The sequence below is a fragment of the Pedobacter gandavensis genome (assembly GCF_032678465.1).
GTDB lineage: Bacteria > Bacteroidota > Bacteroidia > Sphingobacteriales > Sphingobacteriaceae > Pedobacter > Pedobacter gandavensis_B.
Genome location: NZ_JAVTSK010000008.1, coordinates 161288 through 187353, shown reverse-complemented (window position 1 = coordinate 187353; position 26066 = coordinate 161288). Strand labels below are relative to the sequence as shown.

Here is a 26066-nt window from a genome sequence, read left to right as displayed (position 1 = left end):
AATCTAAGGTCGCTTTGTAAAGTTCAGGTTAAGAATATATGATCTATAAAGTTTTATTTCTTTTCAGGAATTTCTTGAAGAACTTGTAATAAGTACCTCCAGAATTTCTGTACAGAAGAGATCTTCACACACTCATCCGGAGAATGGGCACCATGGATTGTAGGTCCAAACGAAATCATATCCATACCTGGAAGATGGGCACCTAAAATGCCACATTCTAATCCCGCATGACAAGCATTCACATTTGGTTCAGCATTAAATGTAGTCTGGTATAGTTTCGTCATTAACCTTAAAATATCAGAATCTGCATTTGGTTTCCATCCTGGGTAATCTCCGCTACGGGAAACATCACAGCCCATATTTTCCAACGCTGCACCTACTGCAAAGGCAACGTCGTCTTTAGTACTTTCCACACTGCTACGTTGCAAGGATTGTGTAATGAACTCACCACCTTTAATGATCACTCTGGCCAGGTTTGAAGAAGCTTCTACCAGGTCTTTAATATCCGGACTCATCCTGAATACACCATTTGGCAAAGCATAAACCGCATTCACGATTTTTACGAAATCCAATTGTGTCATTCCAAATTTAGGAAGCTCAGTTTCTTCGATGCTGATGTTCATCGCTGTTTCAATACTTTTGTATTCTTCTTTTATTACGGCAGAAAAATCTGTGAAGCAAGATAAGAAAGCCTCTTTTTGTGAGATAGGAACTGCAACGACAGCTCTGGATTCGCGGGGGATTGCATTTCTTAAACTTCCACCATCCACAGCACACAACTGCAGATCTGAAGCCTTAAGTACGGCATTAAATATGCGGTTCATCAGTTTATTGGCATTCCCTCTACCTTTATGGATATCCATACCAGAATGGCCACCTAATAAACCTTTAACGGTGATTTGGAAAGCCAAATGATCATTAGCAACAGGAATTTGTTGATAGTGATAAATGCTGTTCGTATCAATTCCACCTGCACAGCCGATGGTCAATTCATCATCCTCTTCTGTATCCAGATTCAATAAAATAGTACCAGTAAAATTTGAAGGGTCTAATTCTTTAGCGCCGGTCATACCGGTTTCCTCATCAATGGTAAACATTGCCTCAATAGCCGGGTGTACGATAGTTGAAGAAGCAAGGATCGCCATAATGGTGGCCACACCGATGCCATTATCCGCTCCTAATGTTGTTCCATTCGCACGTACCCAGTCGCCATCCACAAACATTTCGATTCCTTGTGTAGCGAAGTCGAAATTACGGTCGCCATTTTTTTGATGAACCATATCCAGGTGAGATTGCATAATCACCGTTTGCCTGTTTTCCATTCCAGGAGTAGCCGGTTTTTTGATCACTACATTACCTGTCTTGTCCTGAATGGTTTCCAGTCCTAAGCTGTGGCCATATTGAACCATGAATTCAATCACGCGTTCTTCTTTTTTTGAAGCACGAGGTACTGCATTCAAAGCAGCAAAATTACTCCAAAGTTCCTGAGGTTCTAAATTTTTGACTTCCATTAAATCTCTTTGTTATTTGAAGCAAAGCTAGAAAAACTAGATTGATATTCCTGAAAAGTTCCCAATGAAAGTCAAGCGCATAAAAAAAGACCGTACCGGCGTTTGAAACAACCGGCACAGCCTTCAGATATTAAACAAGGTTTGTTTTACTAATAGCCTGGATTTTGTACCAGAATGGTATTCTTATTCATTTCATCTCTGCTGAAAGGCCTGAAATAGATTTTATCTAACCATACACGATTTTCCTGAGCAGTCTCAATAGTCGGGGTGTAGGTGTAATTATAGATGGTAGGGTCGTAATGATATTTCGTTGCCAAAGTTTTACCTGGTTTAAATTTACCTGTCACTTTGATATAAGTGGTTTTTCTACCCAGCGTTTCTTTAGCAATCAACCATCGCCTTGCATCATGGTAACGTTGTTCTTCATACACCATTTCAATTCTACGTTCATGACGGTAAGCAGATCTTAATCCTGCCTGATCTGTTGCAGTTACTGCAGGCATACCAGCTCTGAAACGGATTCTATTCAACCAGAGGGTAGCTTCAGGCAATTGGTTCAGTTCTATACTCGCTTCGATGTAATTCATCACGGCTTCAGTGTACCTAAAGAATGGCCATGGTACAAACTGAGGCATGGAAGCATCTACAATATTTGGATCCGGATCGATAAATTTATGTGTATAATAACCAGTCCAGCTACCATTCCAGTTTTCAATCGGGCCAGAGCGTGTATCTAAACCTTTATAATCGGTTAATTTACCATTCACAATCAGGTCGTACTCGCCAGTCTGAATCTGATTGGCAGGATCAATATCGCCCACCACCTTATCTCTTGGTTTCCAACCCGCAGCATCATACAAAACGGTAGCATAAAAGCGTGGATCACGATTCAGGTAAGGATTTGATTTTTGAACCGGATTATTCCAGCTAAATTTTGTCCCATCTGTCATTTCATAATCGTCCACTAGTTCACCAATTGGGGTATTCCCTGCCCAGTTTCGATATCCATTCGGCCCATTTGCCCTGCCATAACGCATGTCGCTACGGTCAACAAAATACCTTGCCAGGATAAGCTCTGTATTTGCGGAAGCATCTATCCCTGCCGCTTTACTTCCACCCCCCATCGCAATACTTTTATAGTTCAAACGACCTTCTTCTAAAGTTACCGGAGCTGCAAGGTCTAATTTATAACCTCTTCCAAGATCCATGACGGCTTTTGCAGCATCCTGAGCCGCTTTATATCTTAGCGCCTGATCATTGTCGTCGTAAGCTAATAATGGAAGTACTTCAGGACTAGTAGCCTGTCCTGCGATTTCCAGTCTTGATAATCCTACCTTGGTATGTAAATCACTTGCAGCATAAATGAGTACTCTGGATTTTAATGCCAAAGCAGCCAAAGCACTACTTCGTCCTTTTTCCATATTGGTTCCCAGTAATAACCGCTGTGCATCTTCACAATCTTTTATGATAAAGTCAGTACACTCTTTATAAGATGATCTTTTGATCTTAAAATCGTCGGTGAGTGCATAAACTTTAGTCACCAAAGGAACACCTCCATAATACCTCAATAACTGATGGTAAAAATAGGCTCGCATAAAATGTGCTTCTCCCAATAGTCTATTTTTCAAGGCCTGATCAGTCAGCCCATTATTTGTACCTCCTAATCTTTCGATAGTCATATTGCAGGCACGAATCCGGTTGTACATTTTCACATATTTCCAGGTATCGTCTACCCAACCCAAAGTTGAAGGATTAATAGTGCTGGAATTTACCAGGTCAATCCCTCTATTAGGATGTGTAAACAAAGACTCGTCTGTTACTGAGGACAGCATTTGTTCTGAAAAACCACCGTCATTAAAGCCCGAGTAAATATCAGTGACGAAAGCGGTTGCTAAGGCCCCATCTTTCCAGATCAATTCAGAAGAAATCTTATCTGGTGGATCTACGGTAAGGAAATCTTTTTTACAACCTGAGATCAGGACAGCCATTATCGCAATTGTGAGTATATATTTATTTCTGATTATTGATTTCATCGTTCTATATTTTTTGTGTTCCTTATCAGGATTCCATTAAAAAGTAACTTTAGCACCAGCACTGATTACCCTTGCCTGTGGATAATATTGTGCACTGGAATTTGTCGACTCCGGATCCCAGATTTTAATCTTATCCAGAGTAAACAGGTTCAGCCCACTTACATAAAAGCGGAAGCCTTTTAATCCTAATTTTTCACTGGTTTTATCCGATAATGAATAACCTAACTCTACGTTTTTTAAACGCACATAATTATTGCTTCGAATCCAATAAGTATTATTGGAAGCATTATTGGAGTCGGTATAATAAGTCTTACCACGATTGGATAAACGCGGATTTTCAGAACTTGGGTTATCAATTGTCCATCTGTTTTTATAAGACCATTCCAGGAAATTACCGATATCACCAGACTCTGTTAATCCTACAATCTGAACACCACCAGTAGCTCCCTGTACCAACACAGAAAGATCGAAGTTTTTATATTGCAGATTAAAATTCATACCTCCCGTAAAAGTCGGCGTGCTGGTTTGATCCAGCCTGATCTTGTCATCTGCATTAATTTTCCCATCACCATTTCTATCCTGGAATTTCATATCACCAGGCAATATGGTTGGGGTAATTGCACTGTAGTTGATCTGGTTGGCATCAATCTCTGCCTGATCTTTAAACACACCGGAATAAATGTAAGCAAGCTGTGTTCCCGTTGGGCGACCTGTGGAGCGCTGCCATTCTGGTGCTCCTGGTGTTTCATCCCAATATACAATCTTATTCTTGGCATACCCCCCGTTTACACTTACGCCATAGCCCAATTCTCCTACCTGGTCATTGTAGCTCAGCTTAAATTCAAAACCGCGATTGTCTACTTTCCCTAAATTAACCGGAGGCAATTTTTCAGAAATCCCTGAACTTTCTGGTATAGAATTGCCTCTGCTGATCAGGATTTTTGTTCTTTTATTATAGAAATAATCAAATTCTAAGGCCAGTTTATTGTCCAGGAAAGAAGCATCCAAACCTAGATTCAGGTTATTCGCCACTTCCCATGTAAAGTCTGGATTGGGAACACTGGCTTCAAATATTGTTTGGGTAAATTTGTCGTTGATGACATAATTAGAAAAGCCAGCTAAACTCAGGTACTGATACTCCGCCAATGCGCTTCCATTATAAGCTTCCGCTCCCATTTGACCCCAGGAGCCTCTAAGTTTCAAATTACTGACAAAGCCTACATTTTCTTTGAAGAATTTCTCTTCAGACATACGCCATCCTAAAGACACGCCGGGAAAGAATCCAAAACGTTTGTTTGGCGGAAAGATATAGGATCCGTCTACTCTCCATAGAAATTCAGCCAGATATTTTTCTTTATAGTTATAGCCTACGCGGCCGAAATAGCTTAAACGAGCTCTTTTAAATAGATTATTGGGTGCATCAGTTGGGTTACCAACTGTCTGCTCCTGATCGCTACCTGCCAATAGTTCTTGCAAGGCTGTGGAAATAAAATACCTTCTTGAAGCATTAAATCCATCATTGTTTACTTTTTCGCTGGTCATGCCCGCCATTAAGGCCAATGAATGCTCGCCGAACTTTTTGTCATAGTTCAACATGGAGGTTAAATTAATAGCCAATTGACCACCTGCCGTTTCAGCTAGGCTTGGATCTTTACGTTCTGAACTAACTGTACCAACCAGCAATGGTGTTTTTCCATCTGCTTCGAAAGAAGTTTTATCCCATGAATAAAGCGTCCAAGGCGTTTGCCATCTCTTTGCACGGCCTGAAAACTTATCAATAGAAGCCATTCCAGTAAATTTTAACCCTTCCACACCAGGAATTTTAATGTCTACTTTACCTGTCGTTTGAAAATAATCTCTGGTATCTTTCAGGTAACCTGTTTGATCAGTGGTGGTAACATAAGGATTATATCCGAATTCAATTGCTGGTCCTGGTAATCCATTTGGCCAGACTTCCATCTCTGTAGGTTTTCCACGCATGATCATCCTGAAGATATCCCCTGCACCAACAGTAGGGAAATTTCTCAATTCCTCTCTTGCAGTTACCCCTAATGAAGTGGTGATGTATTTATTCAGGTTAGCTTCAAGATTCACCCTCATATCATACTGCTTATAACCTGTAGCAGATTTTTTATAATATCCATCCTGATCCAGATACCCCATAGAAACCAGGTATCTGATGTTTTCTGCTCCTCCTGTCAGCTGGATATTGTGTCTTTGCTGAGGCGACCAGTTTTTCAAGGTAGTTTTGAACCAATCTGTATTTGGATAGCGTAAGGGATCTGAACCATCGCGAAATGCCTGCATTTCATCAGGACGATATGCAGCAGTCAGCTTCGTATTATTGTCTGTTCTCTGATATTCCCCATTATTTTTTATGGCCTGCCATGCGGCACTCCATTGATTTACCGGCAAATCAGATCCAAAGATTTTAAGTTCATTTAAGATCTCTGCATATTGCACCGAATTGGCCATTTTTGGCGTACGTGTAGGCTGTTGTAAACCATAGGAATAGTCATAAGAAAACTGCGGTTTTCCTGTTTTACCTTGTTTAGTGGTTACAAGAATTACTCCATTTGCTGCTCTGGAACCATAAATAGCTGCAGAAGCATCCTTCAATACCGAAACACTTTCTATATCATTTGGATTTAAACGTTCCAATCCTCCTGCCCTGTTTGGCACCCCATCAATTACAATCAATGCATCATTATTTCCTAAGGAATTTACCCCACGGATACGGATCGAAGAACCGTCATATCCCGGCTCACCACTGGATTGAATGGCGGTTACCCCTGGCATCCTACCTGCTAATGAGTTGGAAAGGTTTGCTGTAGGTGATTTTGCCAGTTCAGAACCTTTCACAGAGGCAATCGCACCTGAAACCACTGCTTTCTTTTGCGTACCATAACCTACCACTACAATTTCTGAAAGGTCTTCTGCCTTTTCTGACATGGTTACATTAATGATAGGTCTGTTATTTACTTGGATTTCCTGGGTTACATAGCCCATGTAGGTAAAAACAAGTGTTCCATTGTCAGGAACCTTAATACTATACTTTCCGTTTTGATCTGTCATGGTACCCTGAGTCCCCCCTTTAAGTTTCACACTCACTCCCGGGACACCACCTCCTGTAGCATCAGTAACCGTTCCTTTAACGATCACCTCTGCCATTTCCGAAGCTTGGGTACGGATGACAACCAATTGGTTTTCCAAAGTCTGAAACTTTAATCCGGTCCCTTCTAAGAAAAATTTCAAGGCATCCAGAACCTGGATATCGCTTTCTACCATCGTAATACTTTTATTCAGGGGCAGGTCGGCCTCACTATATAAAAGTCTGAAATTTCCTTTCTTTTGGAGGATACTCAATGCATCCTTTAATTTCACCTTTTTCAGGTCGAGATTGACCTTATTGTATTGTGAATAAGTAGCTGCCGAAACTTGCAGACACAAGACGAACGACAAAACAAAGCTCCAGTTTAACATCAATAGAATTTTTTTTCGGGAAAATCCGGCACATAGAACTTTATTGCACAGTTCTTTTTTTTTCATAGATTTGTCAATTTCAAAGTTAAAAATCTGATAATGGTAGTTTTAACTACCGCTTGAAGGTTGGGAAAGGGGGAAAATGTTGGCGCATTTACTCCCTTTTTTTTAGTAAATAATTACGTCATCTGTTTTTAGTTTAAAGTGAAATGGTTTGATTAATTGCATGGCGGTTAAAGCCTCTTTAATATTTTCGTTTTTCAGAACCCCGGTAAAGCGATAACTTTTAGGAATATTGGGGCCAAGCTCAATGCTCACATTAAACCAGCGCTCTAAACGTGGTTTTAAATCTTGCAGAGATTCATTTTGAAATACCAGTATATTGTCTTTCCAGGAAGTTTCTTCAATATAATCAGATCCGGCAATGTGCAGAGGCACAACTGGGTCAACGATAAGATCAAGAGGAACGTCTGTTTCCTGATTTCCATTTTTGTTGAGCTCATATTTCTGCTGCTTGGCCGTAGCAAACTTTTCTGAAGGCTTAAGAATAACCTTTTTCGCTGGCTGATCATTCATAGACAATTCTATTGAGCCACGTAATAGCGTCGCTTCTGTCGCCTCATCTTTTGCATAGGCCTTTACATTGAATGCAGTTCCCAATACTTTTACAGAAAGCTGCTTGGTCTGCACAAGAAAAGGTTTGTTCCGGTGATGAGCAACATCAAAAAATGCTTCTCCTACCAGGTAAACTAATCTTTGTGCTTTCTCATTCAGATGGCTGTCATAAGAAAGACTACTTTCAGCGTTAAGCCATACCAGAGTACCATCAGGAAGTAGAATCTTTTTACGGGTTCCTTTACCACTGAAGACCTGAGTATCAAATTCACTGTTATTATTTTTCAGATAGAAAAAGGAAGCCATTGCGATGATACAAATTCCACAGGCCACACCAAAAAGAGCAATATGAGTTTTAAACCAGGTGCCAAGTTTAACTACTTTACCTTCGGGGATGAGTTCTGTTCTTGTAGTTGGTGAGGATATCGGAGTTTGAGCGCTTATGACTTTTGATGATGTCGGATCCAGATCAGTTTTGGAATTCTCGGAGTTGAATCCAAGCTCCTCCCTAAATTTCAGCTCATGTGCCTGATAAAACGCATCCAGTTCATGCTCATCCATTCCCGTCATTTCCTCTTTTTGAGCCCAGATTTCAGCAACAACTTCGTCAAAATACAGTGCGTCTGGCAAAGAAGTAAGGAGTTCTCTTAATTCTTCCAATTCATGTACTGTAGCCTCATTGGCCTGTTTACGTGCCAACAGTTCTATGATTCTGTTATTATCCATAAGGATGGTTCGTTCTGAAGTTTATATTGGTTGTAGGTATAGGACAATATTTTTCAGGAAACTCCCTAGTCTAATCGCAAAAAAATAAAAATAAATTACTGTAACTGAATTTCCATCTGTAAAACCATGGCCAGTTTTTTCAATGCCGTTACCAAATGTGCGTCAACCGTTTTAACCGAAATATTTAATAGAGTAGCGGTTTCTTTATAGCTTAGACCGTCTTCTTTGATGAGCTTAAACACCATTTTACACTTATCCGGGAGTGATTGTGTTGCCTGTTCCAATCTTTTCTTTAGTTCCTCATTGATTAGCAATTGCTCAGGATTTAAAGAGTCTAGTACTACTTCAATCTCGACATCATCAATAGAAACCAACTCATGTCTGGCATGCTTATTCAAAACGTTTAAAGATAGATTTCTTGCAATCACCAAGGCATAAACCTTCACATTCTCCAATTCAGGTAAACTTTTTCTATTTTTCCACAGCGTAATCATCACATCGCTAGCCACCTCCTCTGATAATTCCTTAGATTTTAGCAAACAATAACTAAAGCGGTACAAAACAGGAAATAAATATTTGAAGAATTGCTTATAAGCGCTTTCGCTATCATACAAGGCAATGTGACTAATCAGGCTATTTAAGTCGGGTGAATGTTTGGACATTGTGGTTTGGTTTGATTAATTCAAATGTAACAATTTAACTATACCATCCAAATCTTTCTATATTTACACAAAATAGAACTTTCTGAGTTTAAAACTGTTACTATAGGTAATCTATAGTGTTATTTGTACATTAACAAGGAAATTATTAAATGTATAAACAAGCCATTTTATTTTATAAAACAAGCTGGCCTGGACTAATATTGCTGGTCATCTTCGGTTTCTCTTTGTGTTTAGGTTTCTTCAAAGCTGCCGCCCCCGATTTATTTTACGAAAAAGAAAGCGGAACAATTGACACCGCAAAAATTGGAATGGGTTATTATCAAAACAACCATACCCTTTCTCTAAAACTACCTGAAAACGAAAGTCTGCTGGAACAGGAATATCCCATGTGGTGGTATGCTCCCCACCCGACGGCCAGGGATTTAAAATCGGGCACAGAAATCACCTTTTACAAAAAGAAGGGCAGTGCCCGTTTTTATGGAATCAGTACAGCCAAAAACACGATTCAGCCCGCATGGTTTGATATTTTAACCAGATATTTTAACTCAAGACTTCCCTTAGTACTAATGATTAGCTGTCTGATTTTGATCTCCGTATACCACTTTCAGGAACTAATTAAAAATACCTGGCTATGGTTTCCTTATGCAACAGGAATTCTGGTACTCCTGTTTTTCTGGGGGTATTTAAATGTGATCATCGCCCTGATACTTGGAACAATTGTATTGAAGTACATCCTGAAAAAAAGACAAAACGGGATGGTCAGTCAGCCAGAAATAATCTAATCCAGATGGGATTATAACCACCCGGACGCTATTCCTGTAACAGGCCAAACCCAAGACCGGACTCAGGCATTTTTTCTGTAAAACAGGAGCTACTTAAATTAAGTTGCCTCAAATTACACTTATCAAGAACAAGCCGAATTCAGAAGAAAATCAAAGGACAACTTATTGATTTGGAAGTATTTTGCAATTAACGTAATTTTGTAACTGCACAAATGGGGAAAAGATAAGTACTATTTACATGAGGATGAGGAAAGAGAAAATGCCTGTATTTGCACAGGTAATGTATGGTACGGTAATCAGCTTAAGCTTTTTCAGATTGGCATTAGAAATTCCTGGCAATTTAAGAATGGCTAGTTCTTATGACGAGTTCATCATTTTTTTCACAAGCCCATCCTTTTTCAAATTATTATTCCTAATTCTGAGCCTCTTGCTAATTTTACAAGAGTGGGTAATGCAAGAACAGGTAAAACAGTCTAAAAATCAAAGTTTATGGCGACAATTCCCTCAACTGCTTGCTTTGTTTTGTGTCTCACAGCTCTTTGTTTCCTTGGAAACCTTACACCTGAAATATTGGTATGCAGCTGCACTTGGCTATACACTCAGTAATGCCATCTACTTCTTTTTGATCAATAAGGAGAAAAATCGAGCTATAAATGCAGTTCATTACGTCAGATATCTAATCCAGATTTTCTTACTGGAAATATTTTTCTTTATCATTCCAAACGATTTCATCTGGACATTTTACCTGATAGCGGTTTTACTTAGCGCTTACTTACTGATATTCTTCTCCTGGTTAACCAGGATTCTTATTTTGTACTTTCAACTACAGGAAACTTCCGAAAAACCAAATCCTGGATATCGTACTGTTTTAGAGCCTGAAAACTAAATAAACTGATTTAAGATCAGCACCCCCAAAAGTCCAATCACCGCAACCAGGGTTTCCATCACCGACCAGGACCGAATCGTTTCTTTGATACTCAGGTTAAAATATTCTTTAAACATCCAGAATCCGGGGTCATTCACATGAGAAAACATCAGGCTTCCCGCCCCAATAGAAAGCACCATCAATTCAGGATTTACATTAGAATTGATCATCAGAGGGGCAATAATTCCTGCTGCGGTTAGACCTGCCACCGTGGCTGAACCCAGACATACACGGATCACAGCGGCAATCAGCCAACCTAAAAACAAAGGCTCTATAGACCATGCGGCCAATACATTTCCGATTTCCACGCTCATCCCACTGTCCGAAAGGATCTGTTTCAGCGCTCCTGAGCCTGCAATAATCAATAGAATCATCGCAATATCTTTTACAGCCTCCCCATAAATCGTCATCACCTCCTTCATACTTTTCCCCATCTTAATTCCTAATGTAAAAGTGGTTAGACACAAGGTCAACAGCATGACAATTGAAGGTTCGGCTAAAAATCCAGCTAAGCTTGTCACCGAAGAAAAATCTTTAAACAATAAGACACAAAGGGTAGTAATCGCCATTACAATGACAGGCAATAACGCAGAGATAAAGCTATTCCAGGCACCAGGAAGCTGTTCTTCAGGCAAATCTTCGGATTGAAATGTTTTCAAAGGCACAGCCACAATGTTTTTTAATGTCCTGGCATACAACGGACCGGCAATCACAATTGCAGGAATGGCTAATAAAATCCCATAAAACATTGTCATGCCCATATTGGCATGAAACTGAAGCACCAGGGCAGCAGGAGAAGGGTGCGGTGGTAAAAAACCGTGAGTGACCGATAAAGCAGCCAGCATAGGTAAACCAAGATAAACTGCTGGCAATTTGTATTTGTAAACTACTGAGAAAATCAATGGCACCATCAATACAAAACCAACATTGTAAAACAATGGGATCCCTATAATAAAACCAGTGGTCATCAACCCCCATTGGATGTACCTGGCTCCAAAAACCTTCATCATGACCGAGGCGATTTTTTGTGCTGCTCCGCTTGCGGCAACCAGTTTACCCAACATTGCACCAAACACAATGACCATCACCAATGAGCCCAGGATGTCTCCTACACCCTTTTGTAAAGATTTAGTAATACCAGATAAAGGAATCCCTAACAACAATCCCGCAAGGATGGATACCAGTAAAAAAGCAATGAAAGCATTTACTTTTCCCCAGGTGGTCAACAAAACAAGCAACAGAATACAGCCTACAACAATAAATATGGTCATGAATAAAGAATTTTAATTGATGATAATTTCGTCTGCCATCAGCCAGGCCTTTTCTCCTTCTCCGTATCCTCCTTTTGGAATTGTTCCAATATTTTCCCCGATTACTCTCACATACCTGATTTCTTCCTTTGGAAACCGGGCACGCACTTTATTGATTCCGTTAATATCGAAATTTTCTTGTGTATATACTTCCTTAAAATCCTTCCCATCAATGGATACCATAAAACGTAGCTGCTTTGGCGCCCACATACGCTGCCAATGGTAGTTGAGTAAATTAATACCAATGGCAGATACTTCTGTTAGTTTTCCTAAATCGATTACTGCATCCAAATCTTTCCCACTGAAACCTAACCATTGACTATCATTAAAACGATGGTGACCGACCAGCCCATTTAATAACAGATTTGCAGGAAAATTATATTTTCCAGTTGCTGTATTTTTAAGCGTGATTTCTTTATATAGGCCAAGGTGATGTTGGAAATACTGATTAAATATCCTTCCGATAGCATGATTACCAATAAATAACTGCGCATTTAATTCCAGTGTATGATCTAAGGAAATAGGCCCTTCGTAAAGTTTACTGGCTGGCGATGGTTTGGTTCCATCTATTGTGTATCTGATGACTGCATTTGGCAAAGTACTTTTTAAAGAAATGCTGATCGCATTTCCATTTCTAAAATCTGCGGTAATCTCATCAAAATAGGGGTAGTAATTAACTTCTTTCTTTTTAAGTAGTGCTTCCTGATGACGCAATTTCTTCAAAAACCAGGTATAGTCCTTTTTACCTTTTTCCGACCAGCCAATTTCGGATACGGCTAATGCGCGAGGGAAAACCATATATTCCAGATGCTTCTCGTCGCTCATATATTCGGTCCAGACCCCAGCCTGAATTCCCTTAATATAACTCGCTTCATCCTTGCTTAGTGCATCAGGTACAGGTTCATAAGCATATACCTTTGATAGCGGAGTGTAGTTACCGGCAGCTACAGGCTCATTTTTATTTAGGCTTTGATAATAATCCAGATAAAGCAGGTTTTCTGGCGTCATGATGACTTCATAACCTGCTTTCGCTGCAGCAATGCCACTCTGCTCTCCTCTCCAGTTCATAATGGTGGTATTTTTTGAAATTCCCCCTTCTAATACTTCATCCCAACCAATGGCCTTTTTATTCTTACTGGCGAGGTAACGTTCTATGCGGTTCATGAAATAACCCTGAAGTTCATGCTCATCTTTCAGACCTTCAGTTTTAATACGTTGCTGGCACTTTGGACAATTTTTCCATTTTAATTTAGGGCATTCATCCCCTCCAATATGTACATAAGCATATGGAAACAGGCTGATGACTTCGTCCAGAACATCTTCCATAAACTTATAAACCTCTTCATTTCCTGCGCAAAAAACATCATCAAACACTCCCCAGAACCGGGCAGTCTGATAAGGTCCTCCAGTACATCCCAATTCCGGATAGGCAGCCAGGGCGGCGAGCGCATGGCCCGGCATTTCAATCTCGGGCAATACATTTACATATTTAGAACCCGCATAAGCTACTATTTCCTTAATCTGCTCCTGCGTATAATATCCTCCATACTTCTTGCCATCAAAAGTATGGGGCGTTTCTTTTTTATGGCCAATAATTGTTCCCGATCGCCATGCAGCCACAGATTGCAGCCTCGGATATTTTTTTATTTCTATTCGCCAACCTTGGTCTTCTGTGAGGTGCCAGTGAAAAATATTGAATTTATAAAGCGCAAGCAGGTCGATAAACTTCTTTAGGAAATCAACAGAATAGAAATGTCGGCCTACATCCAGATGCATCCCTCTATAATTGAATCGGGGATAATCCCTGATTTCCCCCTGAGGAACTGAAAGTATGTTTTTGGAAGAACGGTGTAATAACTGTATCAACGATTGTATTCCATAAAATACACCGGAAGGGTCATGACCTATAATAGAAATCTGATCTTTTTGGATCAAAAGCTGATACCCACTTTTCTCTTTTACTTTTATCGAGTCCATCGTTAACACCAGTTTTTGTTTATTAAAGGCTTCCTTTCTTCCGGATTTAACTGATAAAGCATGATCACCCTCCATCATTAAAGGAAGTAAATAGCCCGTATAAGAACGAATGGCCTCATTGAGCAAGGAGGCATTAGCCGATAAAGATTCGGGATAAATTATGATACTCTCAGGATGAATATCCATTTCCTGTCCAGTACTTTTGGCATACACTGGTTCAGGAATCACCTTAAATAATGAATCCTGAGCATGTAGAACCATACTTGAAAATAGTAATACTAAAGCCAATGGCCATCTAAAGAAAAACTTTAAATATTGACCACTGATATTCCGTTTTTTTCCGAAAATCATACCGATATATTTGGTTTGCATATTTTTTGCAACAAAACATGCGTTTCAAACATAAGAATTAAAAAATTAAATTTCAGCTGCTCCTTTAATTTATTCATGAGAAGTTTTTCGGTTTGCAGATCGATCTACAAAACCCTATATTAGGCTAATTAATCTGTAAAAATGAAACGAATATTGTCACTATTACCAATGCTGCTATTGGCATTCTTGTCCAATGCACAAGTCCAAAAAGACGCATTTAATGCAAAAAACATTGCAATTAATTGGCAAATAATAGAAAATAGTCATGCTGGTGCAGGACAATTTCTCTCTGTTCTGAACATTCAAAACAATAGCCCGATTCCTTTAATGAACAAAAACTGGAAGTTATATTTCAATTTTGCCAGAAGGATTATCACAAAAACTGTCAGCCCTGAAGTAGATATTGTACACGTAAATGGTGATCTATATTATATCCGACCTACGGATAAATTCGTTCCGATCAGCAATGGTGCCTCCCTGAATATTGAGTTTGCTTCTAGTGACTGGGCGGTAAATCGTACTGATGCTCCTGAGGGTTTCTACCTCATATTAGACCAAGATCCACTAAAACCTATTCCAATAAACAATGTGAAGGCTATTCCTTCTACCAGTCCTGCACAATTTGCCAGAAACAAACAGGATCGCGTCCCTGCCATTACCCCACAACTCATTTATGAAGAGAACAATAGCATTGTTAACCTTCCAGAAAAAGAACTGCAAAAAGTTTTCCCTACTCCTGTTGCCTATGAAAAGAAACCAGGCACATTTATTCTTGACAGGACAGTTAAAATATCGGCAGATCCATTATTCCCTACCGAAGCTGCTTTTCTAAACGAAAAATTAGGAAATTTACTCCTTCCGAAGAAAGCGGGAATGGCTGTTCCTGCAACAGCCAAATCTATCCATTTAAAACTGGATAAGTCACTGGCTCATGAGGAGTATCAGCTGGAAATCAATTCAAATCAGCTGATGATTAGTGCTGCAGACCCTACAGGTATATTTTATGGAATTCAATCCCTACTCAGTATTTTACCCCCACAAAAAAGAGGAACTAAAGTACCCGCTGTCACTATTCAGAATGCATTAATTAAAGATCGTCCACGTTTCCCTTTCCGTGGCTTAATGATTGATGTGGCCAGAAATTTCCAGAGCAAAGAAGAAATCATCAAGTTACTGGACCTAATGGGCATGTATAAATTAAATGTCCTTCACTTTCATTTAATTGATGACGAGGGCTGGCGACTGGAGATCAAGGGACTGCCTGAGTTAACTGAGATCGGTTCAAGAAGAGGACATCCTTTGGACAGCAATGCCAGGCACCTGATTCCATCATTTGGTTCGGGTCCATTTATCAGTAATCCTTATGGTACTGGTCACTATAGTACGACTGATTTTATCGATATTTTAAAACATGCCAATGCCCGTCATATCAGGGTAATTCCAGAGATTGAAGCACCTGGACATGCCAGAGCTTCCATTCGTGCTATGGAGGCACGTTACCATAAATTTATGAAAGCCGGCCAGCCGGAAGCAGCAAAAGAATACCTTTTACAAGATCTGAACGACCGATCTACTTACCGTTCCGTTCAGAACTGGAACGACAATGTAATGGATCCTTCACTCCCTTCGGTCTATAATTTCATGGAAAAAGTGAGTGATGAGATTATAGCCATGTATAAGGCCGCAAATGCGCCTTTACAAACCATACACTTTGGTGGAGATGAAGTACCTGATGGCGCCTGGGAGGGTTCTCCCTCGAGTTTAGCTTTTGTAAAAACACATCCCGAATTAAAAGATGTAAATGGATTATGGGCCTATTTTTACACCAAACTTGATCACATGTTAAAGCAAAGAAATTTGTATTTATCTGGCTGGGAAGAAGTAGGAATGCAACCTGTAGTGACTGCTGGAAAAAAATCATATGTCATCAACCCAGCGTTAGCCGATAAAAACATCCATTTGAATGTATGGAACAATATTATCGGCTGGGGAGCTGAAGATCTGGCTTACCGACTGGCAAATGTAGGTTATAAAGTGATATTAGGTGGTGTAAGTAATTTCTACTTTGACATGGCCTATAAAAAATCATTTGACGAGCCTGGTTATTATTGGGGCGAATATGCAGACATCGACAAGGCCTTCAATTTTATCCCCTTCAATTCTTTCCTAAATACGAATAAGGACAAATTTGGTAATACTTTAAAAGAAGGCTTTTATGATTCTAAAGAGCGTTTAACCGAAAAAGGAAAAGCAAATATCATTGGTTTACAAGGCTTATTGTGGAGTGAAACTATCAAAGGAGCTAAAGATCTGGAATATATGATCATGCCTAAATTACTGGGATTAGCTGAAAGAGCCTGGGCTACTGATCCAGTATGGGCAAACGAACCCGATTCTGTCAAAAGAAAAAAGCTGTACAACCGTGCCTGGTCTGAATTTGTAAATGTAGTGGGTAAGAAAGAATTGCCAAGAATTGATGCAGCGTTTGATTCCATGAATTACAGACTGCCACCTGCTGGTGCAATTGTTAAAGATGGCCTCCTATACCTGAACATTCAGTTTCCTGGATTAACAGTTAGATATACTACAGACCATACGGAACCCAAAGCTGACAGTCCGGTTTACACGAAACCTATTCCAATAAAAGGATTGATCAGGTTCCGCACATTTGACAGCAAAGGAAGAGGCGGAAAAACAAGCGATATCCTTCCTGATGAGCATTGGACAACAAGTCCGAAACAATTACAGTAAGCATAAAATTGTTTTTTTTTTATAATTAAGACGTATTATTGTAATTATATCATCAGTAATGACTACCGACCAACAACCTGCTCCATTAACAAAAGCACAGCGTAAGCAGCTTATTGTTAAAGAAATCAACATCCATACCCGCGCTACATTTGAACATTTGGCATTGATCGTTAATGTCTCAGAAGACACCATTCGAAGAGACATTAATGAGCTGGAAAAAGAGAATTTAGTGATTAAAGTAAAAGGTGGAGCAATGGCCAGTGCATATCACCATACTTCAGAGCAAAAAGCTTACTCGCAGGACGATAAAATTACCATTGCCCAGAAGCTCCTACCCTTACTAAAGAAAGATATGTTGCTGCTGCTTGGTGGAGGTACCACCATCCGAGAATTCATTAAACTGATTCCTGGGAATCTCAGAATCACGATTCTAACTGCCAGTGTTTTATCAGCGGTAGAATTACTGGATAAACCTAATGTAAGGACAATTATGCTTGGAGGTCAGATTTCTACCTATAGTCAAATGTGTTTTAGCGGAGATGTATTCAATCAGCTTTCACACCTTAAAACGGATCTTTGTATTCTTGGTACAAATGCACTGGATATTGAAGGTGGATTTTCAGACTCCGACTGGGATACGGTACAGGTAAAAAAGGCGATGTTAGCTTCTTCTGACAAGGTAGCCATCGTATCCATATCCGAGAAACTGAATTCTACAATGAAAATCAAAATTGCCAACTTATCAGAAGTAGATTATATAGTAACGGAGCTTCAACCCGACGCTCCGTTACTTGATCCATATAAAAGATCAAATCCAAATCTGACTTTTCTATAGGCTAGATAGAAATCTTCTTATCTCTGGCTTTAATTCTCCAGCTTTTTTCAATCTGATGATCATTTACCACCTGTGCTTCCTCATATAGGGCACAGGAAGGACACACATGGTAAGGGAGACCATAAATACGGTCTCCAACCTTATATTCTCTTGGACCAATATGCTTCAATGTCAGGTGTTCCTCCGAATGCCCAATTGGGCTTAGGTCTAAATTCCATGGAAAGACCACTCGTTTATCTATAGGGTTTTCCGAAGAAACCGATTTATACCCCAAATCAACACAGATGAGACCTGGTGCTGGTAAGGATATTACACTACACACGAGTACCGCAGCATTTTTAAAGTCCAATTCTGGCAATAACCTGGTATAGTTTTCATCCCAAAACACAAAAGTCCCCGGGCTACACTCCAATCTTTCGATTCCGGAGTAATAAGTAAAAGTATTAGAACCTCCGGCTATGATGCTCAGGTCCTGAAAACCCTGCCTGATGAGTTCATCTGCATCGTCCAACACCTTATCCATTGCAGGTTTGGCACGCGCCGCCCGGACTGCCGGGTCAGGATCATGAATATGGCCATCATAAATGTGTAAACCCATAAATTTTAAGCCATCAACAGCTTTTAAAGCAGCTACAAACTGAACTACATTTTCTGTAATTGGAAAACCAGTTCTATTCATACCTGTATTGAGATCCAGATATACCTTTATTTCCTGTAATTTTTTGAAAGCTGGCCCCTGATGATTTTCTTCAGCATTTGCTTTCCCTTTTGCCACATCAGCAATTGCTCTTGCATTTTCCAAATTGTCTACCAGACAGGAAAATGTACAATTCGGAAAAGCACTGATCAGGTTCATCATTCTATGGATTTTAAATCCCACTGGCTGATAAGCAATCATCACATCCCTCATCCCATTTAAAGCGGCTAATTCTGCTTCGGCAATGGTAGCGCATTTAACTTTATCAATTCCGTAATGGGAAAAAAGCCCGAGTATTTCCCCCATTTTATGGGTTTTAATATGAGGTCTGAACCTGGAAACATTTCCAGAAAGCAAGGCAATTGCTTTTTCAATATTCTGCTTTATACGGTCTTCATATACCACAAATAATGGGGTATCATACTGATCCAGATTAGAGATTTCCTGCCATTTTTCCATATATAAATTTTTCTTATTGTCTTTATTGGCACCCTAAGGCTCAATGCAATAACTTCAAACAAAACCTGCTTTTTTACAGGTAATTATATAAAAATAAAATTCCAACAAAACAGCTGTCGCCTTCATGATACTTAAATTCACTTAAACCAATTCAAATAATGCTTCTATTTCTACAGGAATATGGTCAGGCAAAGAGCCCATCCCTACAGCACTTCTTACACCAATTCCATTTTCAGCACCCCATACGGATTCAAAGAGTTCACTACAACCATTGATCACATAAGGATGGCTGCCGAAATCCGGCGTACAACCTACCATTCCCAGCACTTTGATCACGCGTTTTATAGAGTTAAGACTTCCAAGATTGGTCACAATCGTGGATAACATTGTTAATCCAACCTGTCGGGCAGCTAATTTTCCCTGATCTTTATCCATATCGTCGCCAACACGTCCAATAATTAAAGTGCCATCATCCTGAACGGGTCCATGCCCGGAAAGGTAGAGGTATTTACCATCTATGAGATAAGGTTTATAGATTCCCAATGGTTTTGGTGCAGGTGGCAATGATAAGCCTAAATTTAAAAAGCGATCCTGAGCAGATGTCTTCATGTGATTTTGATTAGAGTATACTAATTTATCAAATATATCAATCCAACACCAATCTGCATAAATTTTGCAAAAATAAGCCCATTGAATTTGAAGAACTCCAAATCTCGGCTTTAAAAACAAGCGTTATTATGCAAATATTTTGCACAATAACGCTTAAATATTATTTTATCAAGAACAACAGCAGTTGTAAAATTCGATTTCCCTGCTAAAAACAGCAAGGTTTAAAACCTGTTACCAAACCGGAAAGCATAAACAATCACTTTATAAGGGGATGGAGAACAATGGTATTTCTAACCCTGAGGCCATTACCCTTGTTTTACTGCGATGAACCAATGAAGCCCAGAAACCATATTTATTAGGAATCATGATCAAAAGATCTGCATTGAATGCTTTGATTTCCTTTTCGATTTCCTTAATTACTGCATTAGATTTCACATTTTTATAATAATAACTTACGCCAGCCAGACCATTTCCAATGGCATCCTTTTCAGGTAACTCCCCATCTCCGGATTGTAGTCCTTCAATTGCCTCGTTCACATGAAATACTTCAACTTCTGCATTTAGACTAATGGCCAGATCCTGAATCCTCTTCAAAATCTGTGCAGGCACTCCACGCAACACATCACAAGCGAACAAGATCTTTTTCAATCCTTCAAATTTAGCACCAAGCGGAACGGCTATGACAGGAAACTTCAATTGCTTGATGGCTGCAGTGGTGGTATTTCCCATTAAGTCCTGTTCCAATGTTTTTGCCCCCATTCCAAGAATGAGCAGGTCAGCCTCATACTTTTGGATGAGATCACTCAATTCATCACCTACAAAAGAAAACCGGGTTTCAAAACCTACTTCTATTCCATAGTCTTTTGCAATTGCCAATGCACGTTCCTGCAATCGGTCATTATTCTGATCTATTAATTTTTGTACACTGGCAGCTGGCAAAATGGTGTTGGATGCATGGTGAGGAAGTGCATAGGAATTAAATAAAATCAGTCTTGCTTTACCATGTTTTGCGGCAGCGGCAGCATAAGTTACTGCGTTCTCTGCGACATCTGAAAAATCTGTTGCGACAATGATTGTAATCATAAGATATTATAAATAGGTTAGGCGTAAATTAACCAATAGTTTCTACGAAAACATACCTTAAAACCATTTAAAAAACTAATTTGACAATAAACAAACTGTAAACTTAATTTACAATGACAATCCTGATGTTTTAAGTAAAAGAACGATATTTGAGGCGTTTTAATTGAATATCATGAACAATATAGAAGTCATTGCTTTTGATGCAGACGATACCCTTTGGGTAAATGAGCCGTACTTTTTAGAAGCAGAACAAAAATTCTGCGCCTTATTGGAAGACTATCTACCACACCACAGTGTTTCTCAGGAACTTTTCAAAACAGAAATGCAAAATTTGTCATTATATGGTTATGGGGTAAAGAGTTTTATGCTTTGTATGATAGAAACAGTGCTTCGGGTTACCAATAATACCGCAAACCCGGAGATTCTACATAAAACCATTCAATATGGGCAAGAGTTACTCCAAAAACCAATTGAATTGTTGGATGAGGTGCAACAGGTATTGGAAGCTTTGAAGGGTAAATTCAGATTAGTAGTTGCCACCAAAGGAGATCTTTTAGACCAGGAGCGAAAACTAGAAAAATCTGGCCTGGCCTCTTATTTCCATCATATTGAAATTATGAGTGATAAAAAGGAAAAGGACTATCTGAAACTCTTGAAACACCTGGATTGCAAACCAGAAAACTTCCTCATGCTTGGAAATTCTTTAAAATCTGATGTCATGCCAGTATTGGAGATTGGTGGTCATGCGGTACATATTCCATATCATACCACATGGGCACATGAACAGATCGACCACACTCTGGAGCACGACAACTTTCATCAGGTTGGTTCTTTGGTAGAAATTTTACCAAAACTACTGTAATCATTCCAATTTTAACACAGAAAGCTATGACACAAATATTAGATATAAATACCTGGTCAAGAAAAGACCACTTTCACTTTTTCAGTCAATTTGATGAACCTTTTTTTGGTGTAACCATTAATGTAGATTGTACCATCGCCTATGCCACAGCAAAAGCAAAAGGCATTTCTTTTTTCCTTCATTACTTACATAAATCATTGCAAGCGGCAAATCAAAGCCCATCCTTTCGCTATCGCATTGTAGAAGACCAGGTATGGATCTTTGATCAGGTCGATGCTTCCACTACCGTAGATCGGGCAGATGGCACTTTTGGTTTCTCTCATATTGATTACCATGAAGATTTTTCCAAATTCAAAATCAACGCGGAAAAAGAAATCGAAACGGTAAGAAAAAGCAACTCACTTTTCCCTGAGGTTTCCAGATCATGTGAAGTTCATTATTCAGCGCTTCCATGGATTGATTTCAGCTCCCTATCTCATGCACGAACCTTCAATATTGCAGATAGCAGCCCCAAGATCACCTTTGGTAAAATGACTGAATCTGAAGGAAAAAGAACCATGCCTGTATCGATCCATGTGCATCATGCTTTAATGGATGGCTATCATCTGGGTCAGTATATTGAATGCTTCCAGAAACTATTAAATGAAGCCTAAAGCAGATGGAAGAATTCTGGAAATTTATTAAGCAATATGCAGTAATTTCCACTGCTGCTCAGGAGGCCTGGCAAGGTTTACTCAAAACACAAAAGCTCGCCAAACAAGAGTACCTCCTACAGGAAGGAAGTACCCCTAAGCATGTTTCTTTTGTAGAAAAGGGATTATTATCCTACTATTATACCAACAAAGAAGGAGACACTGTCATTAAAAAATTCTTTCCGGAACAAACACTGGTGGCTTCCACCAGTGCTTTGCTTTTACAGGAACCGAGCAAATTTACCATTCAGGCCTTGGAAGAAACTAACCTCATTAGCTATCCTTTTGAGCAGTTTCGTTTACTAAGCCTGGAATTTCCCGACATCTCCAGGTTTTACATCCAATATCTGGAAAGGCATTGGGTGATTGAAAAAGAAATAGGCGAAATCAGTCTCAAATATGAAACTGCCGGACAACGCTATGCGGATTTCAAAAAAGAACAGCCCCAACTTTTACAGCGTCTAAAATTGCACCACATTGCTTCTTACCTCGGTATCAGCCCTACACAGCTGAGTAGAATAAGAGCAGAATTATAATTTATCAACTTATGTAAAGAGTTCCTGCTTAAAAAAGCGTTTTCTTTGCGTCAGATTTAACATAAAGTCTGATGAGAAACAACGTCATAAAGGGTAGTATATTAGTAGGCTTGGGTTCTGCCAGTTATGGCATGCTCGCTACTTTTGTTAAAATGGCCTATAAACAAGGGTATAGCACAGCTGAAGTGACTACTTCACAATTCACTATAGGCGTTATTGGTTTACTGTTCCTCAGTATGTTTAGTAAAAGACAAAATACCAATATTAAGGCCACAGCAACAAAACCATTAAATCAAAATGCCAGCAATTGGAAAAGTATTTTGAAACTAATCTTCGCCGGAACAGCGATGGGGCTAACCAGTACATTTTATTATCTGTCGGTTCAATACATCCCGGTAAGTGTCGGTATCGTATTGCTCATGCAAACCGTATGGATGGGTGTAATACTTGAAATGATCTTGCATAAAAAGCGCCCAGGAAACCGAAAGATACTATCAGTTTTTATCATCCTTGCCGGAACCATGTTAGCCACCAACCTCATACAATCATCAGTTACCATCGACTGGCGTGGGCTTGCCTGGGGTTTATTAGCTGCAATAGCTTATACCATTACCGTATATGCTTCTAATGAAATAGCCCTTCATCTACCTATAGTCAGAAGAAGTTTGTATTTAGTATTAGGAGGTTTGGTTATCATTATGCTCATCTTCCATTCTGCATTGAACATGGATTATTCCTTTGACATCTTTTGGCGATGGGGAATCGCACTTTCTCTTTTCGGAACCATCCTCCCACCATTGCTCTTTACGATGGGTATGCCCCTAACAGGAGTTGGATTAGGAACCATAATTGCTGCGGTAGAAATACCTGTTTCGGTCCTCATGGCACATTTTCTCTTGAAAGAACCGGTTAATGTTCTTCAGTGGACTGGAATTATCCTGATTCTGGCTGCAGTAGTTTTAATGAATATAGCAAAACCAAAGCGGGCTTAACACCCGCTTTTGATTCCTATTTATTCTTCTTTAATTCATCAAGTCGTGTTTTTTGTTCCTTGATTCTATTTTCCAATCGTGTTTTTTTCTCAGCATCTTCCAATTGCGGATCAGTTGGAGACTGATTGATCCACTCTTCGTATTGTTTTTCCTGATGTATATTATGGGTTTTTAATTTATCTTCCAATGCCACTCGTTTAGCCATTAAATTCGCCAAGGTATTTTCCCATTCGGCTCTTTCTTCAGCTGGCACATCCTTCAGTTTGTTTTCAACCTCTTCAATATCCGATTGTAGTTTATCCAATTCCGTTTTTACAGGAACAAAAACTTTCTCATTCAGGTTAAATCGTTTCAATTCAATACTCAATGGGCCAAGCAGTGCATCCACAGGCGTTTCCCAATTTTCCCATACATGGGCAATCAGCACAGATTTACCATCTGGGATATTTGCAGAAATCTGATCCAGATAATCGGATACGCCCTCTGCTTTTAAGGTTTCACCTGCAGAACCAGCAATCATACCACCTGCCAGACCAACAATAAATCCAAGCGGACCAGCCAGCAATCCAATTAAACCACCAATCACTCCACCAGTTAGGGCACCATTACCTACTGATTCATTTTTTGCGGAACGAATGTTAACTTTTCCATCTTCATCACGTGTTAATATATAGGTTTCACCAACTGAAATGTCGTTTGTCAGGTTAAGTTCCTGCAATGCTTTTAAACCTTTGAATGCCTCAACTTCAGTATTGAATAAGGCTTGAATCATTTTTTCCATGGAAATGCTATTTGTTCTTAATTATGTGATATAAATACAAATCAGCAGATATTTTGTTTTAAGGCTGGGGCCGAATAAGATTAAACTTAGCCCAAGCTAGCGTCCTATGATTTCCAGATATTTTCTATGATCCGCAATCCGTGTGAATATTTTTTTAAAACTCTTACAATTTCTTCCCCTGGTCAGATTTAAACCAAATTATTTTCTACTGATGCGTCTATTTATTTTTGACACAAAACAACATCATTAGGAAAAAAGCAAAAATTAACAAGAGGAAATGGCTGAAGCCAGCCAAAAAGATAAGGTTTTGTAGCCTGAGCAACAATACTTCAAAAAATCTATTATAAAAACACAGGGAATAAAGCTAAAAGCTGCGCATTTATCCTGAAAAACAATGAAAAAAACAGGAGTATATTTTTTTAATGTAAAGGGTAAATATTTTTTTAAAGGATTTTATAAATAGACTGAAAACCATATATTTAAACAAAATAAAGCTAAAAAAACGCCTCAAATGAACATAGATCCGGTAGACAACATTATAAATTACAAAATGGGATTCATCTATTGGAATCCACAAGACTCAAGATTATTTGTACCGAAACGTGAAAGATCCATGGGATACACTCTGAATTTCGCACATAAAATGAACATCCTTATTTTACTGTTGATCAGTGCGCTCTTTATCTGTACCCTTATTTACATTCCAGCACCTCGTGCTGGAAAATAAATAAGGATTATAGGTATTACATTAAGATTTTACTTCTTCAAAAAAATAGAGGATCAACATGATGGCTTTATCCTTTCCTATATTGCTTGGCGTATGAGATAAACGCCCATCAAAAAGTAAGGAATCTCCGGCAGACAACTCAATTTCCTGATTTTCGAAATGGTACTTCACATTTCCGGACAGGATATATTTGTATTCAAAAGCCTCCGTTCTTACCATGGGCCTTGAGGCATTCGGTTCCAGCTCCAATAACACGATATCAACCGTAGAGTTTTTAATAGATTTGGTAAGGATTCGCTGGTAAAGAAAGCCAAGGGCCTGCTCTTTCTCAAATGGCTCATAGTCTGATTTTCTTTTGACTACTACCGGGGCCTTATTTGCACTATCGGAAATGTCTTTAAAAAACTGATTTAAGTCTACATCAAGTGATTTAATGATATCAATTAGCACCATTAAAGAAGGAACCGTACGGTTATTTTCAATTTGGGAGATCAGACCTTTACTTACTCCTGCCCGATCTGCCAACTCCTGAATCGTGATGCCTCTTTCTTTTCTTATTTCTTTTATCCGATAACTGATCTTCAGAATTACATCCTCTTCCATAGTAAATTTATTGTCCAAAAATAATCAAATTCCAGTCGTATCA

Annotated in this window: 21 protein-coding genes; 9 read left to right on the top strand and 12 right to left on the bottom strand. The window is 39.2% G+C overall.

The window, feature by feature from the left end; genetic code table 11:
- Positions 1-53 precede the first annotated feature (53 nt).
- From R2Q94_RS15920 to R2Q94_RS15900, 5 genes are all read right to left on the bottom strand, one after another.
- Positions 54-1511, bottom strand: a complete 1458-nt coding sequence (locus R2Q94_RS15920) for an aminoacyl-histidine dipeptidase (protein ID WP_316822455.1) — start codon at positions 1509-1511, stop codon at positions 54-56.
- Between the two features lie 149 nt (positions 1512-1660).
- Positions 1661-3544, bottom strand: coding sequence for a RagB/SusD family nutrient uptake outer membrane protein (locus R2Q94_RS15915; protein ID WP_316822454.1), 1884 nt, complete (start codon positions 3542-3544; stop codon positions 1661-1663).
- A gap of 36 nt (positions 3545-3580) precedes the next feature.
- Entirely contained in the window at positions 3581-7093 is a 3513-nt protein-coding gene (locus tag R2Q94_RS15910; protein WP_316822453.1) for a TonB-dependent receptor, read from the bottom strand.
- A gap of 102 nt (positions 7094-7195) precedes the next feature.
- Positions 7196-8368: a FecR family protein gene (locus R2Q94_RS15905; RefSeq protein ID WP_316822452.1), complete on the bottom strand. Its 1173-nt coding sequence runs from the start codon at positions 8366-8368 to the stop codon at positions 7196-7198.
- Positions 8369-8463: 95 nt separating this feature from the next.
- Complete coding sequence (locus R2Q94_RS15900; protein ID WP_316822451.1) at positions 8464-9030, bottom strand: RNA polymerase sigma-70 factor; 567 nt, start codon at positions 9028-9030, stop codon at positions 8464-8466.
- Between the two features lie 149 nt (positions 9031-9179).
- Between R2Q94_RS15900 and R2Q94_RS15895 the strand changes: the two genes are divergently transcribed.
- Together R2Q94_RS15895 and R2Q94_RS15890 are read left to right on the top strand one after the other, a co-directional pair.
- Complete coding sequence (locus tag R2Q94_RS15895) at positions 9180-9812, top strand: hypothetical protein (RefSeq protein ID WP_316822450.1); 633 nt, start codon at positions 9180-9182, stop codon at positions 9810-9812.
- Between the two features lie 244 nt (positions 9813-10056).
- Positions 10057-10698: a hypothetical protein gene (locus tag R2Q94_RS15890; protein WP_316822449.1), complete on the top strand. Its 642-nt coding sequence runs from the start codon at positions 10057-10059 to the stop codon at positions 10696-10698.
- Here the strand turns inward: R2Q94_RS15890 and R2Q94_RS15885 are convergent.
- Positions 10695-12008, bottom strand: coding sequence for a gluconate:H+ symporter (locus R2Q94_RS15885; RefSeq protein WP_316822448.1), 1314 nt, complete (start codon positions 12006-12008; stop codon positions 10695-10697). The genes R2Q94_RS15890 and R2Q94_RS15885 overlap by 4 nt on opposite strands.
- 12 nt (positions 12009-12020) lie before the next feature.
- Positions 12021-14396: a family 20 glycosylhydrolase gene (locus R2Q94_RS15880; RefSeq protein ID WP_316822447.1), complete on the bottom strand. Its 2376-nt coding sequence runs from the start codon at positions 14394-14396 to the stop codon at positions 12021-12023.
- A gap of 141 nt (positions 14397-14537) precedes the next feature.
- Here R2Q94_RS15880 and R2Q94_RS15875 point away from each other — a divergent pair, with 141 nt between their 5' ends.
- Positions 14538-17147 carry a family 20 glycosylhydrolase gene (locus R2Q94_RS15875; protein WP_316822446.1) on the top strand — a complete coding sequence of 870 codons (2610 nt, stop codon included), beginning with the start codon at positions 14538-14540 and terminating at the stop codon, positions 17145-17147.
- 58 nt (positions 17148-17205) lie between these two features.
- Entirely contained in the window at positions 17206-17982 is a 777-nt protein-coding gene (locus R2Q94_RS15870; protein ID WP_316822445.1) for a DeoR/GlpR family DNA-binding transcription regulator, read from the top strand.
- Position 17983: 1 nt separating this feature from the next.
- On the opposite strand, the gene R2Q94_RS15865 is transcribed toward R2Q94_RS15870, so the two are convergent.
- The 3 genes from R2Q94_RS15865 to R2Q94_RS15855 form a co-directional block, all read right to left on the bottom strand.
- Entirely contained in the window at positions 17984-19138 is a 1155-nt protein-coding gene (locus tag R2Q94_RS15865; RefSeq protein WP_316822444.1) for a D-TA family PLP-dependent enzyme, read from the bottom strand.
- 141 nt (positions 19139-19279) lie between these two features.
- Positions 19280-19747, bottom strand: coding sequence for a RidA family protein (locus R2Q94_RS15860; RefSeq protein WP_316822443.1), 468 nt, complete (start codon positions 19745-19747; stop codon positions 19280-19282).
- A gap of 261 nt (positions 19748-20008) precedes the next feature.
- Positions 20009-20830, bottom strand: a complete 822-nt coding sequence (locus tag R2Q94_RS15855; protein WP_316822442.1) for a universal stress protein — start codon at positions 20828-20830, stop codon at positions 20009-20011.
- Positions 20831-21002: 172 nt separating this feature from the next.
- Here R2Q94_RS15855 and R2Q94_RS15850 point away from each other — a divergent pair, with 172 nt between their 5' ends.
- From R2Q94_RS15850 to R2Q94_RS15835, 4 genes are all read left to right on the top strand, one after another.
- Positions 21003-21692 carry an HAD family hydrolase gene (locus R2Q94_RS15850; protein WP_316822441.1) on the top strand — a complete coding sequence of 230 codons (690 nt, stop codon included), beginning with the start codon at positions 21003-21005 and terminating at the stop codon, positions 21690-21692.
- A 26-nt stretch (positions 21693-21718) separates the two neighbouring features.
- Entirely contained in the window at positions 21719-22345 is a 627-nt protein-coding gene (locus tag R2Q94_RS15845) for a chloramphenicol acetyltransferase (RefSeq protein WP_316822440.1), read from the top strand.
- Positions 22346-22350: 5 nt separating this feature from the next.
- Positions 22351-22920: a Crp/Fnr family transcriptional regulator gene (locus R2Q94_RS15840; RefSeq protein WP_316822439.1), complete on the top strand. Its 570-nt coding sequence runs from the start codon at positions 22351-22353 to the stop codon at positions 22918-22920.
- Positions 22921-22991: 71 nt separating this feature from the next.
- Complete coding sequence (locus tag R2Q94_RS15835; RefSeq protein WP_316822438.1) at positions 22992-23912, top strand: DMT family transporter; 921 nt, start codon at positions 22992-22994, stop codon at positions 23910-23912.
- Positions 23913-23928: 16 nt separating this feature from the next.
- Here the strand turns inward: R2Q94_RS15835 and R2Q94_RS15830 are convergent, their stop codons facing one another.
- Positions 23929-24693 (bottom strand): DUF1269 domain-containing protein, encoded by a 765-nt coding sequence (locus tag R2Q94_RS15830; RefSeq protein WP_316822437.1) that lies wholly within the window; start codon positions 24691-24693, stop codon positions 23929-23931.
- A 511-nt stretch (positions 24694-25204) separates the two neighbouring features.
- Between R2Q94_RS15830 and R2Q94_RS15825 the strand changes: the two genes are divergently transcribed.
- Positions 25205-25420: a DUF5808 domain-containing protein gene (locus R2Q94_RS15825; protein ID WP_316822436.1), complete on the top strand. Its 216-nt coding sequence runs from the start codon at positions 25205-25207 to the stop codon at positions 25418-25420.
- A 21-nt stretch (positions 25421-25441) separates the two neighbouring features.
- On the opposite strand, the gene R2Q94_RS15820 is transcribed toward R2Q94_RS15825, so the two are convergent.
- Complete coding sequence (locus tag R2Q94_RS15820) at positions 25442-26023, bottom strand: XRE family transcriptional regulator (protein ID WP_316822435.1); 582 nt, start codon at positions 26021-26023, stop codon at positions 25442-25444.
- Positions 26024-26066 lie beyond the last annotated feature (43 nt).

What these genes read in the sequence shown, in the direction of transcription:
- R2Q94_RS15920 (WP_316822455.1), bottom strand. Translation starts at nt 1,511, where the DNA reads ATGGAAGTCAAAAATTTAGAACCTCAGGAACTTTGGAGTAATTTTGCT.
- R2Q94_RS15915 (WP_316822454.1), bottom strand. Translation starts at nt 3,544, where the DNA reads ATGAAATCAATAATCAGAAATAAATATATACTCACAATTGCGATAATG.
- R2Q94_RS15910 (WP_316822453.1), bottom strand. Translation starts at nt 7,093, where the DNA reads ATGAAAAAAAAAGAACTGTGCAATAAAGTTCTATGTGCCGGATTTTCC.
- R2Q94_RS15905 (WP_316822452.1), bottom strand. Translation starts at nt 8,368, where the DNA reads ATGGATAATAACAGAATCATAGAACTGTTGGCACGTAAACAGGCCAAT.
- R2Q94_RS15900 (WP_316822451.1), bottom strand. Translation starts at nt 9,030, where the DNA reads ATGTCCAAACATTCACCCGACTTAAATAGCCTGATTAGTCACATTGCC.
- R2Q94_RS15895 (WP_316822450.1), top strand. Translation starts at nt 9,180, where the DNA reads ATGTATAAACAAGCCATTTTATTTTATAAAACAAGCTGGCCTGGACTA.
- R2Q94_RS15890 (WP_316822449.1), top strand. Translation starts at nt 10,057, where the DNA reads ATGAGGAAAGAGAAAATGCCTGTATTTGCACAGGTAATGTATGGTACG.
- R2Q94_RS15885 (WP_316822448.1), bottom strand. Translation starts at nt 12,008, where the DNA reads ATGACCATATTTATTGTTGTAGGCTGTATTCTGTTGCTTGTTTTGTTG.
- R2Q94_RS15880 (WP_316822447.1), bottom strand. Translation starts at nt 14,396, where the DNA reads ATGCAAACCAAATATATCGGTATGATTTTCGGAAAAAAACGGAATATC.
- R2Q94_RS15875 (WP_316822446.1), top strand. Translation starts at nt 14,538, where the DNA reads ATGAAACGAATATTGTCACTATTACCAATGCTGCTATTGGCATTCTTG.
- R2Q94_RS15870 (WP_316822445.1), top strand. Translation starts at nt 17,206, where the DNA reads ATGACTACCGACCAACAACCTGCTCCATTAACAAAAGCACAGCGTAAG.
- R2Q94_RS15865 (WP_316822444.1), bottom strand. Translation starts at nt 19,138, where the DNA reads ATGGAAAAATGGCAGGAAATCTCTAATCTGGATCAGTATGATACCCCA.
- R2Q94_RS15860 (WP_316822443.1), bottom strand. Translation starts at nt 19,747, where the DNA reads ATGAAGACATCTGCTCAGGATCGCTTTTTAAATTTAGGCTTATCATTG.
- R2Q94_RS15855 (WP_316822442.1), bottom strand. Translation starts at nt 20,830, where the DNA reads ATGATTACAATCATTGTCGCAACAGATTTTTCAGATGTCGCAGAGAAC.
- R2Q94_RS15850 (WP_316822441.1), top strand. Translation starts at nt 21,003, where the DNA reads ATGAACAATATAGAAGTCATTGCTTTTGATGCAGACGATACCCTTTGG.
- R2Q94_RS15845 (WP_316822440.1), top strand. Translation starts at nt 21,719, where the DNA reads ATGACACAAATATTAGATATAAATACCTGGTCAAGAAAAGACCACTTT.
- R2Q94_RS15840 (WP_316822439.1), top strand. Translation starts at nt 22,351, where the DNA reads ATGGAAGAATTCTGGAAATTTATTAAGCAATATGCAGTAATTTCCACT.
- R2Q94_RS15835 (WP_316822438.1), top strand. Translation starts at nt 22,992, where the DNA reads ATGAGAAACAACGTCATAAAGGGTAGTATATTAGTAGGCTTGGGTTCT.
- R2Q94_RS15830 (WP_316822437.1), bottom strand. Translation starts at nt 24,693, where the DNA reads ATGGAAAAAATGATTCAAGCCTTATTCAATACTGAAGTTGAGGCATTC.
- R2Q94_RS15825 (WP_316822436.1), top strand. Translation starts at nt 25,205, where the DNA reads ATGAACATAGATCCGGTAGACAACATTATAAATTACAAAATGGGATTC.
- R2Q94_RS15820 (WP_316822435.1), bottom strand. Translation starts at nt 26,023, where the DNA reads ATGGAAGAGGATGTAATTCTGAAGATCAGTTATCGGATAAAAGAAATA.